15 protein-coding genes are annotated in these 14,941 nt (G+C 52.6%); 6 read left to right on the forward strand and 9 right to left on the reverse strand.

The window, feature by feature from the left end; genetic code table 11:
• Window positions 1–212 precede the first annotated feature (212 nt).
• The 3 genes from Q8W24_RS01680 to Q8W24_RS01690 all read right to left on the reverse strand — a co-directional run bounded on the left by Q8W24_RS01680 (window position 213) and on the right by Q8W24_RS01690 (window position 2,261).
• Window positions 213–701, reverse strand: coding sequence for a hypothetical protein (locus tag Q8W24_RS01680; protein ID WP_305452727.1), 489 nt, complete (start codon window positions 699–701; stop codon window positions 213–215).
• Window positions 702–882: 181 nt separating this feature from the next.
• The gene (locus Q8W24_RS01685) at window positions 883–1,020 is read right to left on the reverse strand and encodes an ATP-binding protein (protein ID WP_370693298.1); all 138 of its coding nucleotides are present in this window, start codon (window positions 1,018–1,020) and stop codon (window positions 883–885) included.
• A 245-nt stretch (window positions 1,021–1,265) separates the two neighbouring features.
• The gene (locus tag Q8W24_RS01690; RefSeq protein WP_305474175.1) at window positions 1,266–2,261 is read right to left on the reverse strand and encodes a transposase; all 996 of its coding nucleotides are present in this window, start codon (window positions 2,259–2,261) and stop codon (window positions 1,266–1,268) included.
• Window positions 2,262–2,578: 317 nt separating this feature from the next.
• Here Q8W24_RS01690 and Q8W24_RS01695 point away from each other — a divergent pair, with 317 nt between their 5' ends.
• Together Q8W24_RS01695 and Q8W24_RS01700 are read left to right on the forward strand one after the other, a co-directional pair.
• Window positions 2,579–2,848, forward strand: coding sequence for a DUF1778 domain-containing protein (locus Q8W24_RS01695; RefSeq protein ID WP_303434936.1), 270 nt, complete (start codon window positions 2,579–2,581; stop codon window positions 2,846–2,848).
• Complete coding sequence (locus tag Q8W24_RS01700) at window positions 2,845–3,378, forward strand: GNAT family N-acetyltransferase (RefSeq protein WP_305474177.1); 534 nt, start codon at window positions 2,845–2,847, stop codon at window positions 3,376–3,378. Before Q8W24_RS01695 ends, Q8W24_RS01700 begins: the two co-directional genes overlap by 4 nt.
• Window positions 3,379–3,871: 493 nt before the next feature.
• On the opposite strand, the gene Q8W24_RS01705 is transcribed toward Q8W24_RS01700, so the two are convergent.
• On the reverse strand, window positions 3,872–5,038 hold the full coding sequence (locus Q8W24_RS01705) for a S1 RNA-binding domain-containing protein (protein ID WP_305474179.1): 1,167 nt from the start codon (window positions 5,036–5,038) through the stop codon (window positions 3,872–3,874).
• Window positions 5,039–5,124: 86 nt separating this feature from the next.
• Complete coding sequence (locus Q8W24_RS01710) at window positions 5,125–5,403, reverse strand: peptidylprolyl isomerase (RefSeq protein WP_305413116.1); 279 nt, start codon at window positions 5,401–5,403, stop codon at window positions 5,125–5,127.
• 179 nt (window positions 5,404–5,582) lie between these two features.
• On the opposite strand from Q8W24_RS01710, the gene Q8W24_RS01715 reads away from it, so the two are divergent.
• A complete protein-coding gene (locus tag Q8W24_RS01715) occupies window positions 5,583–5,900 on the forward strand; it encodes a DUF3301 domain-containing protein (protein ID WP_305413118.1) in 318 nt (105 codons plus the stop codon).
• Window positions 5,901–5,939: 39 nt separating this feature from the next.
• Here Q8W24_RS01715 and Q8W24_RS01720 read toward each other — a convergent pair whose 3' ends face one another.
• The gene (locus Q8W24_RS01720) at window positions 5,940–6,665 is read right to left on the reverse strand and encodes a GMP synthase (protein ID WP_305452722.1); all 726 of its coding nucleotides are present in this window, start codon (window positions 6,663–6,665) and stop codon (window positions 5,940–5,942) included.
• On the reverse strand, window positions 6,662–6,916 hold the full coding sequence (locus Q8W24_RS01725; protein ID WP_303434380.1) for a DUF3820 family protein: 255 nt from the start codon (window positions 6,914–6,916) through the stop codon (window positions 6,662–6,664). Before Q8W24_RS01725 ends, Q8W24_RS01720 begins: the two co-directional genes overlap by 4 nt.
• 380 nt (window positions 6,917–7,296) lie before the next feature.
• Here Q8W24_RS01725 and Q8W24_RS01730 point away from each other — a divergent pair, with 380 nt between their 5' ends.
• On the forward strand, window positions 7,297–9,954 hold the full coding sequence (locus Q8W24_RS01730; RefSeq protein WP_305474181.1) for a bifunctional diguanylate cyclase/phosphodiesterase: 2,658 nt from the start codon (window positions 7,297–7,299) through the stop codon (window positions 9,952–9,954).
• A 31-nt stretch (window positions 9,955–9,985) separates the two neighbouring features.
• Here the strand turns inward: Q8W24_RS01730 and Q8W24_RS01735 are convergent, their stop codons facing one another.
• Window positions 9,986–10,267 carry a pyrimidine/purine nucleoside phosphorylase gene (locus tag Q8W24_RS01735; protein ID WP_305452719.1) on the reverse strand — a complete coding sequence of 94 codons (282 nt, stop codon included), beginning with the start codon at window positions 10,265–10,267 and terminating at the stop codon, window positions 9,986–9,988.
• Between the two features lie 288 nt (window positions 10,268–10,555).
• Here Q8W24_RS01735 and Q8W24_RS01740 point away from each other — a divergent pair, with 288 nt between their 5' ends.
• On the forward strand, window positions 10,556–12,403 hold the full coding sequence (locus Q8W24_RS01740; RefSeq protein ID WP_303434385.1) for a DEAD/DEAH box helicase: 1,848 nt from the start codon (window positions 10,556–10,558) through the stop codon (window positions 12,401–12,403).
• A gap of 117 nt (window positions 12,404–12,520) precedes the next feature.
• Here Q8W24_RS01740 and Q8W24_RS01745 read toward each other — a convergent pair whose 3' ends face one another.
• A complete protein-coding gene (locus Q8W24_RS01745) occupies window positions 12,521–13,927 on the reverse strand; it encodes an SLC13 family permease (RefSeq protein WP_305474182.1) in 1,407 nt (468 codons plus the stop codon).
• Window positions 13,928–14,054: 127 nt separating this feature from the next.
• Between Q8W24_RS01745 and Q8W24_RS01750 the strand changes: the two genes are divergently transcribed.
• Window positions 14,055–14,912: a helix-turn-helix domain-containing protein gene (locus tag Q8W24_RS01750; protein ID WP_303434388.1), complete on the forward strand. Its 858-nt coding sequence runs from the start codon at window positions 14,055–14,057 to the stop codon at window positions 14,910–14,912.
• The last annotated feature ends 29 nt before the right edge of the window (window positions 14,913–14,941 follow it).

The following is a 14,941-nucleotide window of genomic DNA, read 5'->3' on the forward strand; positions in this document are numbered from 1 at the left end:
TTCTGGCTCATGGTTGGCACCTCTGTTGGTGAAGAGTTTATCTCTTCTTGAGGTGTCCGGGATATTCAACCAGAACAGTGTGAATCCCGGCAAAATCTGAGTTTTTACTCGCAAGCGTCCTAAGGCGATCGTCATAATCCGCCCAAGCTGTAGCATCACATACGAGAAAAGAAAGTAATATCCCTATAAAATTTTTCATTCATATATCCTTATTAGTCACAGTTAGTGTATGTATATTGCTCATTAAGAACAATATTGCTTGGATTGGTGTTTATTTTGTAAAACTTATAATTATATTCTGGATTCAATACGTCATCACAGACCAGCGCAGAATCCACACAATTTATTTCATATTCTACACTGGTTGTCAGAGTATCTTTTTCATCAAGTTCGGCGGTCAGTGATTTCAAAGTAGCATTTGAAGCACACTCGCTCGTCGATGTTTCACCATCGTAGAAAAGAATAACAACAGAATCGCTGAAATCGACATCTGGAATATCTTCAGAAGAAATTGCTGACCAAGAATCCTCGAAATCTGCAGAGCCAAGTACTCTAATCGAGCGACCTTCACCAAGAATGTTGTAGCCTGTATCTCCATATCCTATTTGCTCATAGGAAATAGCGTCTGTAGCACTACCCGAATCTGAAGATGCTCCACATCCAGCTAAACCAATCGATAACGCCAGTAACATTGCTTTCATCTTAAATCCTTTTCTCAGTAAGTATTGATAACGAAAATAATTATCAACAACTATTAAATCAATGACTTTTGTAAAGATTTGTCATTGCGAACATAGATTGTGATGCTTATCAATAAAACCATTTCATTGCACACAATGCTTATCACTTATTTTGAGAAATTTTCACTCAATAATATTTTTCTCAAATAATTTGAGAGCTTACACCGCCACCGCCGACCAGCGCCACCCCGGACGCCGTATGGTGCGGTGCCCGGAACGGCCGTTGACGCCAGCGTTCCAGCCAGTCTTCTCCCGACGTTGAGATGGAGCCATTATCCAGACAGCCATCACTGGGACATAGCTAATCAATTATCCAGACAGCCACCACAATTATCCAGACAGCCATTACTGGGACATAGCCGACGAGAAAGCACAGATCTTCTTCTGCGTATTACGGCGACTCATACGCCGCCTAAAATGGCTAATCGGCTGTTATTTATAAAGAATCAGCTGCTGTTCAAAGATTCAAGCCAAACGCAAACCTTCGGTATGGCCGAATGTGTCTGAGAGGGGGGGGGAATAAAATCAGCCGGTCATGGTGCGGCTTTGGTAAACCCCCGGAGGTCTCCGATAGCCCAGAATGGAGCAGGCATGGCGTACGTTATCCTCGCGACCTGCAAAAGTGGAAAAGCAACGTTCAAACTGTTCGGTCATCGCCAACCACTGACGCTGTTTCAGCCCAAGTCGCGCCAGAATCGGGGCTGTGCTGGCTTCGATGGCTCCAGGTTTGTCAGCCCGGAGCAGGCGACCAGTCCCGTCAACCAGCGTCAGATAATCGGTGAGTGGCATGGGGATACCTGCCAGCTCTTGCTCTTTGGCGTTGCGGACAAAGGGCAACAAGCAGGTCGGTTGTTGTGTTCGGCTATCGGGATCGGCTGCTGTTTTGGCGCGTTCGGCACGGCTTTTGATCGAGGTGTAATCAGACGTTTCCGGCGTGTTGGTCATGCCTGCTCTGACGGGGTTCAGGTCGACGTAAGCCATACAGGCCAACAGGGCTGCTTCATCCAAAAGCGCTTGGGACTTGAATCTTCCCTCCCAGAAGCGACCGGTACATGCATCTTCCGCATTGGCTTCGCGAGCAATCGCCTCGTTCAAAACTCGCATAAACCAGCTGATGTCTGACAGGCGCGAACGCCATTCCTCGACCAATATTGTCAGGCGTGCCTGTTCGGCCGTGGCCAGCGGTTCGCCGCGCTCAAAACGCTGCGACAGAGGATTACCCTTGAATAATTGATGCCAACGCTGCACCACGTCCAGCTCGGACCAGCTTACCGCCTGATCAGTATCGACGAACAGCACCACATGATAATGATTCGACATCACCGCATAAGCAGCGACCTGAATGGCGAATATTTGAGGCAAGGCCAATAAACGCGCTTCCAGCCAGCCACGACGGTGTTCATAGCAAGCGCCGGAGAGCTGGTCTGTACCGCAAAGAAAGGCACGACGGACGCAGCGAGAAACGCAGTGATACCAAGGGGTGGCCTCGACTGAAACCTGTTGTCTTCTGGGTTTGGGCATCGTTTCTCTCCTTGTTGCGATGAGGGAAATAATAGGCCAATAACCAACGGGTTGGGTATCAGGAGAAGGTACTAGAGTGGGTGTCCTGAAAGGCTCTGAAAGGCTCTGAAAGGCTCTGAAAGGCTTCCTAGAGTGGGTGTCCTGAAAGACTCCCTGAAAGACTCTGAAAGACTCTGAAAGACGGTATTGAGCTGGGAGGATCGGTGGGTGTCTGTATTGAAAGAGGGGTTCCGGAAACTTTCCGTACAAATTGAATGCGCTTTGATTTTGCTCTACAATCTCCAGCATTACGGAATACATCCGTACGCGGGGGACTTATGGCTACAGCGCGTTTAGATATTCGCCTTGATGAAGAGATCAAGGCAAAGGCCGAAAAAGCATCAGCGTTACTTGGTTTGAAGAGTTTAACCGAATATGTGGTTAGGCTTATGGATGAAGATGCAACACATGTAATCGCAGAGCACGAAAGTATCGTGGTTAAAGATAGTGTCTTTGATGAATTCATTGCCGCATGTGACAAAGCAAAAGCACCGAATCAAGCATTGCTTGAAGCTGCTCAATTCACAGGTGAGACCGGCATCAAGTGAGTTGGGGAAAAGAGTTCGTAGAACTTAGTAAATCTAAGCATGATCGCGACTCGTTTGATTGTGGTGAGCAAGAACTGAATATATTTATAAAAACTCAAGCTGCCAAACATATGCAAGCGGGCATTAGCCGGACTATGGTTCTACCTGGGGCTCAGCCACTTTTTAATCAGAAGTATGCAATTTGTGCGTTTTACAGCGTTGCTCCTGGCTCAATCAGTCGAGAGACCTTGCCAGCACAATTAGCAAAGAAACTTCCTGGATATCCAGTTCCTGTTTTTATTTTAGCTCAGTTAGCTGTGCATCAGGAATTGCATGGTTCTGGGTTGGGAAAGGTCAGTTTGATCCGTGCTCTTGAATATCTTTGGGGTGTTAATCACTATATGAGAGCTTATGCTATTATTGTAGATTGCCTTACCGATTCAGCGCAGGAATTTTATACAAAGTTTGGTTTTGAAGTTCTGTGTGAATATCGTGGCCGTATTCGTATGTTCTTACCAATGAAAACCGTAGAACAGCTTTTTAGCCGATAGATTACGAATATAAAAAAGTATCAAAAAATAATTTTCAATACAGGAATGCCTAATAAAAACACCCGATAAAACAGTTGTTATTAGGGCATAACCGACGAGAAAGCACAGATCCTATTCTGCCTGTTATGGCGACTCACAACGTCGCCAAAAATAGCTAATCGGCTGTTATTTATAAAGAATAAATGGTTGTTTGAAGATCTGGCACACTCAGAGGAGTGCGGTGTTGACGAGTGTGAAAAGGGCTCGTTATTTTTCTGCATTTGCCGCCTTGCCCTGAACAACGGCAACACTTGTGCAGAGCCATGCAGGATTAAATAGATGACCCCCCAAGCATAAGGAGAGGCTCAGCCCATCATCAAAAATGAAACCTGCATCAGGCAATCAGGTTGTCAGCGCAGGTGCTGGCTTTAATGGCGCCACGCTGGTCGGTACAGGGCAGACACCGGGTTCCGCCAGCCGGAACAACCTGAGTTTTCCCTTCCGGCGCTGTCAATCAGTCTCTTTTTAATTTCATAGTCGAAGCCCGTGGCTTGCGGTTGCTGTGAAAGACTTTTTTCGCAGGTGGTGCTTTGGGCTTTTGTGTTTCTTCACCGCGGCTACTGGCATTAGCACTGGATCTGGAGTCGTTACTGCCAGCGGCTGACGTGTGTGGGCGTTGTTGGTCAACACTGGCTTGTGCTTTGTGGCTGTTGGCGTTACCGGTATTTTGGTCTGGCGCTGTTTGTTGTGCTGGCTGCGGTTTGGCAGTGGGCTTGTAATGATGGCGTTTGGTGGCCGGTACGGCGATGGCGGTGCCGTCGCCATTTATGCAGATTTTATCTGGTTCGATCAGGATGCGGCGTTCTTTATACAGTTTGCCAATCGCCATTTTGAAGGCCCGTTTGCTGGTGCCAAAGTGCATCTCAATCAGTTCTGCCGGGCTGCGGTCGCTGATATGCAAGACGCCGCCTTTGTCTTTCAGCTTTTTCATGATGCGTTCTGCCAGGCCGTCGGCACGATGGTGGCCAATTCGTTCCAGGCTGATATCAACTTTACCGTCTTCGCGGACTTTTCTGACGTATCCGTCGAGTTTCATGCCAATACGGACGGCTGTACGAATGTCGTCGTTGTGCAGCAGTCCCCACCATTGGTGATTGATAATGGCTTTGTAACCGAGATCGGTACGCTGGGCCAGCAATAGCTTGATGGCGTCTCCGGTTTTAAGTGGTGGCTCGGCATCTTTGTTGTAAATGGTGTTGGCGACGGCCTGATCCTTGATAAAACGATTCAGTTTGGCACTACCAATCAGGCGTCCGGTGTTGTCTTCGGTAAGGTACACCACGTACGACTTGCCTTGCTCCATACGCTGTTGCTGCTCAGCAAAGGGCACAAACAGGTCTTTGGGCAGCCCCCAGTCGAGGAAGGCGCCGGTGTTGTTGATGTCGATGGCTTCCAGGCAGGCAGCTTGCCCGAGCTGGATGCGCGGTCGTTGCATGGTCGCGATAATGCGATCTTCAGAATCGAGATACACAAACACCGTGAGTGAATCGCCAATCGCGGTATCTTCAGGGACCTGGCGGTTGGGTAATAACACCTTGCCACCAAAGCCGTCATCCAGGTACATCCCCTGGGGTTGTTGGTCGATCACGGTCAGGGTATGGAACAGTCCGGCTTGTAACATGGTGGTGTCTCAACAGTGCGAATACGAAGAATAAATAAAATAACAGGGGGCTGTTTGACAGCGCTGCTGGTTTGGTGGCTTGCGGGTCAGTTGCGATAAATGGTTTCAATCAAATGAAAGCCGAATTTGGTTTTGACCGGGCCTTGAACCTTGAGTACTGGCCCTTTGAAAACCACATCGTCAAAGGCTTTGACCATATCACCCTTGTTGAATTCGCCGAGGCTGCCGCCATTTTTTTTGGATGGACACTGGGAAAACTTTTGCGCCAGGCGTGAGAAGTCAGCGCCTTTATCCAGTTGGGCCTTGAGTTTGTCGGCTTCTTCGCGGGTTTTTACCAGAATATGGCGGGCGCAGGCGCGAGGCATGGGTAACTCCAAAAATAACAGGACGATGACAGGGTGGTGTTGGCAGCCGCATAGAATAGCAGAAATCAGCTCGGACGGTGGGGATGGCTGGGATTTGAATACGATTGAATCGCTGGCACTTGCCGGGCACACTGGCGGCCGGTGGTAGGTACGACCTGAAACAAACGAGGTGTCTGACGGTGGGAATAACTCTGGATGGGCTGGTGGTTCTGCTTTTGCTGGCAATGATCTGGTGGGGCTGGGCGGTGCAGCAAAAAGTGCGCTTGCTGGCGCATAAACATGTCCGCCAGCGTTGCAAGGCCGACGGCGTGCAGTGGCTGGATGATACCCTGGTGCTGGAGAGTATGAAGCCTGTTGTCGATCGCAATCGTTTGCTGGTTTGGCAGCGCTGTTATGGTTTTGAATTCAGTTCAACCGGGGAGCACCGCTACACCGGTAAGGTGCATATGCGAGGCCTGACGTTGCAATCGATCGAGATGACGGCTTACCGAACCTGATGACGGGTTGACTGGTGTTGATAAGCCGGATAGCCCGGGTCAGGGACGGGTTGTTTGGTTGGTTAGAAAATCCAGCATCCATTGACCAACCAGGCGAGTGTCGGTGGGCTGTGTCAGCGTGGCCATGCCTGATTGAAAGCGGGATTCGCCGATGCACCGCTGGCGGCGGGGTAACAGGCGGCGCGTGTACTCTGCGGTAAATTCCGGGTGCCCTTGAAAAGCCAGTACCCGGTTGTCGATATAGAAGGCTGCGTTCGGGCAGAAGTGACAGCAGGCCAGTCGGGTGGCGCGAGCTGGCAGTTGTTCAACCTGATCACGGTGGCTGTAGATCAGCCGGAACTGTTCTGCCGAGTGGCAACTCCATTCCGGTTGCGTCATGACTTGGCTGCTACGAACACCAATCCCCCAGCCACGGTCGCTGCGGGCCGCAATGCCTCCAAGAGTATGAGCCAATAGCTGGTGGCCAAAACAGATGCCGATCAGGGGCTTGTGTGCGGCATACGCCTGCTGCACCCAGAGTGTCAGGGGAGTCAGCCAGTCAACCTCATCGTAGACGCCGGTTTTGGAACCGGTAATCAGAAAGGCGTCACACTCATCCAGCGTTGCGGGCAATTCTCCCCGGGTAACGCGGTAATAACGGAATTCCCAGTCTTGTGCGCTGTCGATAGCGCGAAAAAACCGTTCGAACATACGCCCGTAGGAATGGTAGTCGGCTACCAGGTCGGGGTACAGCTCATCCGTTTCGAGCAGGCCAAGCCGTATCAATGTCGTATTTCCTGTTGCGTGTTGGGTGTGGGCTGGACCGACTGCCGCAAAGGGGTCAGTAAGTCTTCCAGGCCGTTGATCCGGATTTCCAGTGCCAAAGCCATCAATCTGCCCAGTTCACCGTCGGGTAAGCCTTTGTTAACGAACCAGAGTAAATATTCTTCCGGTAAGTCCATCAGGACCCGGCCCTGATATTTGCCAAATGGCATGGTATTGGAAATCAGCCGAATCAGATCGGTTTTGTCGAACATGGTGCATCTTCTCGCTAGGTGGCGGACGATCTTGTTATGTGGGCGCTGTGTCAGGCCGTATAAACAGTGCCTGGTGGCGTGGCTGTTATGTCGCTGTTACATAAATTAGCAAAGATAGCAGGGGTCTGGTAACCGTAATTGGCTGGTCGAGGCTGTTTTTTGATAGAACTCTTTATGCTGTTTAAGTAGGCGCATGTGGTTAATTTTGTTATATAACTGAATGCTGATCAGTCGTACAGTATATATTTTCAGTGGCTGAAAGACTGTTCTGTCAGGCGAACAGGTGAGTTCCTGATGGTCAGTGTACTGGCAATCAAATCACCAGATAGTATTTTTATGGATGGCAGCTCGCTCACTGAATTGCCAGCAGGAGAATAACAGTGGTCAGATCTTTATCCGAATCCGCTCCAGCCGATTTGAACAAGGCGGGGGAGGAATACACCCGCCAGCGTCATCGTAATCGTCGTTTGTGCCAGACTGCCGAGCGTTGCGCCCGTGCGTTTGTTGCCAGCAAGGGAGACACGGTTCAGGGTGATCTGGAAAGCATGTTGTTTCTGGTGGCCGATGCCATTGAGGCTGCGGATGCCCTGTTGCTGGTGTTAATGCCGGGCGGTGGCCAGAATGGCCGTATCGAGGCGGTGGCAAGCCAGCAAGGTCCAGAGCCGGTACGTGAGCGGCTGGCCGGGTTTTCGCTGGATGCCCTGATGTCGTCTGCCACAGGGCTGCCGGATATCTATCACTGTCAGGAGGTGCTGGCAGGTCAGCCGATGTCAGACTGGCAATACCTGTTGGGCGGCAAGCCGGGTCTGGTGTTGCCACTGATTAATCAGGGCAAGCTCAAAGCCGTGATGGCATTTGCGTTCGAGCTGGATGATCTGGTGCTGTCGAGGGAAGGCCGGTCGGCCTTGTTGACGCTGGCACATATGGCGGTGGTTTTTACGGATGTCGGGGTGCTGGATGCGGCGCTGCAATGCCAGTTGCAGCGAGTGGCAGAAAAAGAGCAGTTGTCCGGCACCGGGAGTTGGGATTTTTACCCGGCGACCAAGCTGTTGCGGGTCTCGCCGCAGCTCAAACAGATTTTTGGATTACAGGAAAACGATGCCATTCATTTACCGTATCTGGCGCGTTGTCTGCACCCGGACGACCGGCAACGGGTTCTGGATCAGATTACCTCCAGCCTGGCTTTGGGGGAGGGTTACCAATTGGAATGCCGGCTGCTGCTGCCGGATGGTCGTCAGCGTCGTGTGCTGGTGCGATCCAATGTAGAGCGTCAGGTCAACGGTGAATTATGGCGTCATGGATTGATTCAGGAGGTTGGCTTGACTCGCCAGCTGGAGAATCAGTTGCCGCTTTATCACCATGTGATCGAACAAATGACCGAAGGGGTGATGGTGCTGTCCAGTGTCGGGCTGGTCGAATTTGTGAATCCGGCATTTTGTCGCATGACCGGCTACAGCGCCGAAGCACTGGCCGGGCAGCACGTGAAAAACCATCATGTATCCCGCCATCCTCCCGCTTTTTATCGTCATGTCCTGATCCGCAGCTGTCGCTCTGGTAGCTGGGTTGGTGAGGTTCGTAGCCAGCATGTGTCGGGTGATCCGGTGACTTATCAGGTGCGGGTGACAGCCATACGTCAGGAGGGAGCATCGGTGCGTTATCTGGCGGTGTTGCTGCAAGGGGTTGTGACCGATCCGGCACCGGCGATGCCAGCGATCCGGCAGGGAAGTTGTGATGCACTCACCGGTCTGCCTGATCGTAATCTGGCGTTGCAACGGATCGATGCGGCGATCGCAGTACTGATCGGGCAGCACCCGCAGAGTCTTCAGGTTGGTGTTGTGGTCATCAATATCGACGACTTCAAGCCGGTGAACGACAGCCTTGGCCATGTGTACGGTGATAAATTGCTGAAAGCGTTTGGCCAGCGTTTGGTACGTTGTGGCCTGGAACACGGCAATCTGGCCCGGCTGGGCAGTGATGAGTTTTGTGTACTGATCCCGAACCTGTCTTGTGCCGATGATGCCACGGACGTGATTCAGCGTATCCGTCAGTTGAAGCAGCAATGCTACGACCTGGATGCCGGCTTTGAAGTTTATGTCAGTGTTTGCCTGGGGGTAGCCTTGTACCCACAACACGGCGACACCGCCTTGCAGCTATTGAGCAATGCCGATACCGCCTTGCATGCTGCCAAGCGCAGCGGGCGTGATTCGGTGTGTTATTACCATAATGATATGACGCTGAGGGCTGCTGCCCGGCTGGAACGGATCAACCAGTTGCGGGTGGCGTTGCAGGATGGTCAGGCGTTGCGACTGTTTTATCAACCCCAGGTGAACGCCACAACAGGGGCTCTGGTGGGGCTGGAGGCGCTGATTCGCTGGCAACACCCGCAAGAAGGCCTGTTGTTACCTGACCGGTTTTTGAGTCATGCCCATGATGCCGGGCTGATGCTGGAGGTTGACCGCTTTAGCCTGCAACAGGCTGCGATGCAGATCTGGCAATGGCGGGATCAGGGGCTGGCGGTGGTACCGGTGGCGGTTAATGTGTCGCAGCAAAGTTTTGTGGCGGGTAATTTGCTGGAGCACCTGCAATCCCTGGTTGAGCGATTTGACTTACAAGCCGGTGACATCGAAATAGAATTGACGGAAGAAGCCTTGTTGGAGCCAACGCCACAGGTGTTGGCGTTGATTGCAGCCATCAACAGGTTGGGTATTGGCCTGGTGATTGATGATTTTGGTACCGGCTATTCATCGCTGGGTTACTTGCACCGGTTTCCCTTGCAGAAACTGAAGATCGATCGCAGTCTGGTTGCCGGGGTAGACAACGCTGGGGATAATCGGGTGATTGCCCGAACGATTGTTAGAATGGCACAAGAACTGAGTTTTGGGCTGGTGGCGGAAGGGGTTGAAAATGTCTATCAGGCGGATTTCCTGAGTCGCTCCGGCTGTGTGGTGCATCAGGGGTTCTGGTATGACCAGGCGCTGGATCCTGAAAGTATCGAAAGGATGTTGGTTGCGTTACCAACCGGGCCGCCATCTGAATAAATCGAACGGGTGACCCGGCAGGCCGACAGGGTTACTCGTAGGTGCAGAAGTAAGCGGTGTCGACCGCGATACGAACCTGGAATTTCTGGTTGGCCGCAATCGCAAAGGATTCACCCTGGGCAAAAGTCTGCCATTCTGATTCACTTGGCAACAGGGTTTCGATGGCGCCGGAAACGACAGTCATGACTTCGTTCTGGCTGGTGCCAAATTCGTATTCGCCCGGCAGCATGACGCCAACGGTGGCTGGCAGGGTGCTTGTTTGCAAGCCAATTGAGGCGACCTTGCCATCAAAATACTGGTTCACTTTCAGCATCAGGTTTACTCCGCAAATAAATGAGCCGGGAGTATAGCGAGTTGCCGCCGAAAGCAGAATAGCGTGTAAATCTTGTTACACAGGCAAGAAAGAGCAGGAAATTATTTTTTCTATCCTGTATAGTCCGCCACCCTTTCGACAAACAAACATGTCGGGCCAGGCCGAATGCAGATAGTTGATACCAGAGACCACCATCACTACCGATTGGTGCAGGAATCAGCTCACAGTTCAGACATTGTTCTGAAAGACACGGCCAACGCCCTGCCTCTGTACTGCTATAGGTAATATATGACCGATACGACACCCGCTGGTTTCGCCAGCCTGGGCCTGCCTTTTACTATCCTGCGTACCCTGGAAGAACTGGGCTACGAAGCACCATCACCGATTCAAGCCGCTGGTATTCCGCCTTTACTGGCTGGTCAAGACGTACTGGGTATGGCTCAGACCGGTACCGGTAAAACCGCCGCTTTTGCATTGCCATTGCTGGCACGTACCCAAGCCGACCATAAAACACCACAGGTACTGGTGCTGGCACCTACCCGTGAGCTGGCTCAGCAAGTCTCTGAAGCCATCAAGACTTACAGCCGCCATGTTGATGGCGTGAACGTCACCGCTATTTATGGTGGTACCGATTACGGTATGCAGTTGCGTGACCTGAAACGTGGCCCTCAGTGGGTTGTTGGTACGCCGGGTCGTGTAATGGACCACCTGCGTCGTGGCAGTCTGAACCTGGCCGATATCAAGGCTGTGGTACTGGACGAAGCCGATGAAATGCTGCGTATGGGCTTTATCGACGACGTTAACTGGATTCTGGAACACACACCACGCACCCGTCAGGTTGCCTTGTTCTCTGCGACCATGCCGAAAGAGATTCAGCGGGTTGCCGAAACGCACCTGAAAGATCCGGTACAGGTCAAGATCCAGAACAAAACCACCACCAACTCGAATATTTCCCAGCGTTACTGGTTTGTGAATGGCGCCCACAAGAACGATGCCTTGTTGCGCATCGCCGAAGTGGAAGATTTTGATGCCATGATGGTGTTTGTACGCACCAAACAGGCGACTGAAGAAGTGGCCGAATTCATGCAGCAACACGGTTTCCGTTGTGCACCGCTGAACGGCGATATTCCACAGCAATTGCGTGAAAAAGCGGTTGAAAAACTGAAAGCTGGCCGTCTGGATATGATTGTCGCGACGGATGTTGCCGCACGTGGTCTCGACGTTGAGCGTATTTCTCACGTAATCAACTACGATATTCCGCAAGACACGGAATCTTACGTTCACCGTATTGGCCGTACTGGCCGTGCCGGACGTGAAGGTGCCGCCATTGCTTTTGTTCGTGGTCGTGAAAAACGCATGTTGCGTGATATCGAACGTGCGACCCGTCAGCAAATTGAAGAAATGCAGCTGCCAACCGCAAAAGATGTTAATGCCAAACGTAAGTCACGTTTCCAGGAACGTATTATGGCGGCCATTAACCCAGAGAAAAATACCTTCTATCGTGAAATGGTTGAATCCCTGCAACAGGAACACGAAGTCGACCCACTGGATCTGGCTGCCGCACTGGCAAAACTGACGCAGGGCGACAAGCCGTTATTCCTGGACGAAAACGAAGACCTGCGTGCCCGTCGTGATACCCGCGAGCCGCGTGATCGTAACGACCGCAATGAACGCTCTCCGCGTCAACAGCGCGAACCCCGTAAAGCCGCACCTGATGTTCGTGCCAAGCCATTAAAAGGCAAGCCGGACGTGGATATGCAGCGCTTTTGGGTGGGTGTTGGTTACGACCATGGCCTCAAGCCTGGTAACCTGGTCGGTGCCATCGCCAACGAAGCGGATCTGGAAAGTGCCTTTATTGGTCATATCGAGATCTTCGAACAGTATTCTGTTGTTGATCTGCCCGATGGCATGCCAGAACCGGCCATGGCCGTTTTGCGCAAGGCACGGGTTTGTGGTCAGGCACTGGGGATTCGTCCTTACCGTTCTGAGCTGGCTCTGGCACCGTCCGGTGCAGCGCCGCGTCGTGGTCGTAACGACAATCGTCGTGGTGATGCACCGCGTCGTGACAGCCGTCGTCCGGAAGGTGCTGCCCGTAACAGCCGTCCACCACGCAAGAGCAACAGCAGCCAGGGTTAATCAGCCCTGGGTTGATAGCGCCATATTGACTGCTATAGGCTGATCATAAAAAACCGGATGCCGCGAGGCCTCCGGTTTTTTGCGTTACAGGGGGGAGTGTGTTGCTGGCAGCAGAGCCTATAACGGCTCAAACATGCCCAGAAAATCCCACCAGAAATAATCCAGCGGTATCAATATCAGCAGGCTCGCCAGTGACAGCGGCAGCTGTACCTTGAGAATGCGACCGACCGACTCCCCGGTCATGCCAACGGTCAGCAATAATGGCCCCGACTGATAGGGGAACATAATGCTGGAATAGCCCAATACCTGAGTCATCAATACCGTCTCCAGCGCAAAGCCGGACGAATCCGCCAGATGCTGAGCCATCGGTGCCAGCATGGCCGGAGTACCGGCCTGTGTGGTTGGCAGGGTAGACAGAAACGCCGTGGCAGCCAGGGATAAATAGTTACGGAAATGCTCGCCGGGGACCATGGGCATGGCGTATTCCAGTTGTTGCCCAAGCCACTGTCCCAGGCCGCTGCTGTTGATCAGCGCCCCGATGCCAAGTATCCCGGCAATAAATATCAGCATGGTAACGTTCATATTGAATTTCTCGGCATCCACCAGGCCGATGCGAGGCAGCAGCAGAATAATGGCCGCGGCCAACCCAACCCAGGCAGGATTCACACCGTGCCAGCTATCGGTCAGCCAGAAGCCCAGCGCAATGGTGATAATCGCCAGCATATGCCGCTGTGCTCCGGTCAACGGCGCTTGGCCTGACGGGGATGTGCGGGCAGAATGGCCTTGCGCCAAAATCAGATTCGATTCCCGTGCTGGATACGCCCAGAGAATAATCGCGATCAACAGGGCGGATTTGGCCACTCCCAGCACCGGAAAGTGCAACAGCAGAAAATCGGTAAAACCAAACTGGATACCGTACAGCGAATCGGCCGCGCCACTCAGTACCATATTGGGGATATTGGCCGGAAGAATGGAAACGGTCGGGATATGAGAGCCAATAGCTACCGCGATCAGAATGCCGGAGCGCCCAGGGCTGCCGGGCTGAAAGCCAAGCCGACTGGCCAGTGCCATGACAATCGGCAGCATCATGACCAGTCGCCCCATTGAGGACGGCATTAAAAAACCAAGCAGCAGGCTCATTATAACCAGGCCAATAATCAGTCGTTGATAACTGCCAGCCAGCAAGGTTTGCAGAACACGGGCGAGACGATCCCCCAGGCCGGTATTCTTGATGCCCATTCCGATAACGGTACCAGCAAAAATCAGCCACAGCGCGGTGGAGGCAAAGCCCGAGAACACATCAATCGGAGTGGCCAGATCACACAGAATCACCACCAGAAAAAAAATCAGCGCTGTCAGAAATTCTGGAATCACACTGGTCGACCAGAGCGGAATAATCAGCAGCACCAGCGCCAGAGTCTGATTCTGGGTACTGTCAAGCGAGTCCAGCGGGGAGAGCAGTACAAAGGTTGCCAGCCCTGCCATAATCAGTAAAAACAAATATTTGGGATGTTTGAGTAACACCGGATGTTGCTCCATTTATTGCGTCTATTACATCTGTCGGTACTGATACCGGTACCGAGAGTAGGTGTTGCGAATACGGCGACTATTGTGTCACGCTTTGTTTGTGTAAAAAGACGACAGAACGCCAATGAATATCGAAATTACGCCAGGATTGGCCCATCATCAGCTGGCTGAGTCATCGCCCCCTGATACGCGGTGTCTGGTGGAAGGGTTTGGCCGACAAATGAGCAGCTGCCTCGACCCACAGCGGCCGGTGCTGTATCTGGATGAAGACCTGCCATCCGGCTCGTTACGATTGCCGCATGAACATGTGCGGGGGCAACTGGCCTGGGCCGCCACCGGCGTCTTGCGGGTTAATACCGACGCCGGTAGCTGGCTGGTACCACCGAGTCATGCGGTCTGGATTACGGGTGGCTTGCGCCATGAAATTCTGGTGGTCAGCCCGGCTTCCATCCGGTATTTGTTTGTCGACCCTTCGGTGTGTGAGCGTTTGCCGGATGTCTGTCAGGTGATGTCGGTGACGCCGCTGTTACGTGAACTGATTCTGAGGCTTCTGACGTTTGACTTGTCGGTACCGGCACAAGGCAAACCGGCCCGCCTGATTCAGGTGTTGCTGGACGAACTGGCTGGTCTGGAAACATCACCGTTACACCTGCCTGTTGGCCAGGACCGACGTCTGCTGGCAGTGATGAACATCCTGATCAACAACCCGGCTGACAGTCGTTCATTACCGCAATTGGCCGCCGTTGCCGGGGCCAGTCCCCGTACCCTGGAACGCCTGTTTCGCAGTGAAGCGGGGCTGAGTTTTCGCCAGTGGCGGGCACGCTTGCGACTGATGGAAGCGGTGCAACGACTGGGTAAAGGTGAGAGCAGTGCAGCCATTGCACTGTCGTTGGGTTATGCCAGCAGCAGCGCATTTGTGGCCGCTTTCCGGCGTTATTTTGGGCAGCCGCCCCAACGTTTTGCCCATCAGGGTGGTGCCTGAGCATTCTGCCTGTATAACGATGGTGGCGC

This window comes from Oceanobacter sp. 4_MG-2023, from assembly GCF_030689165.1.
GTDB lineage: Bacteria > Pseudomonadota > Gammaproteobacteria > Pseudomonadales > Oceanobacteraceae > Oceanobacter.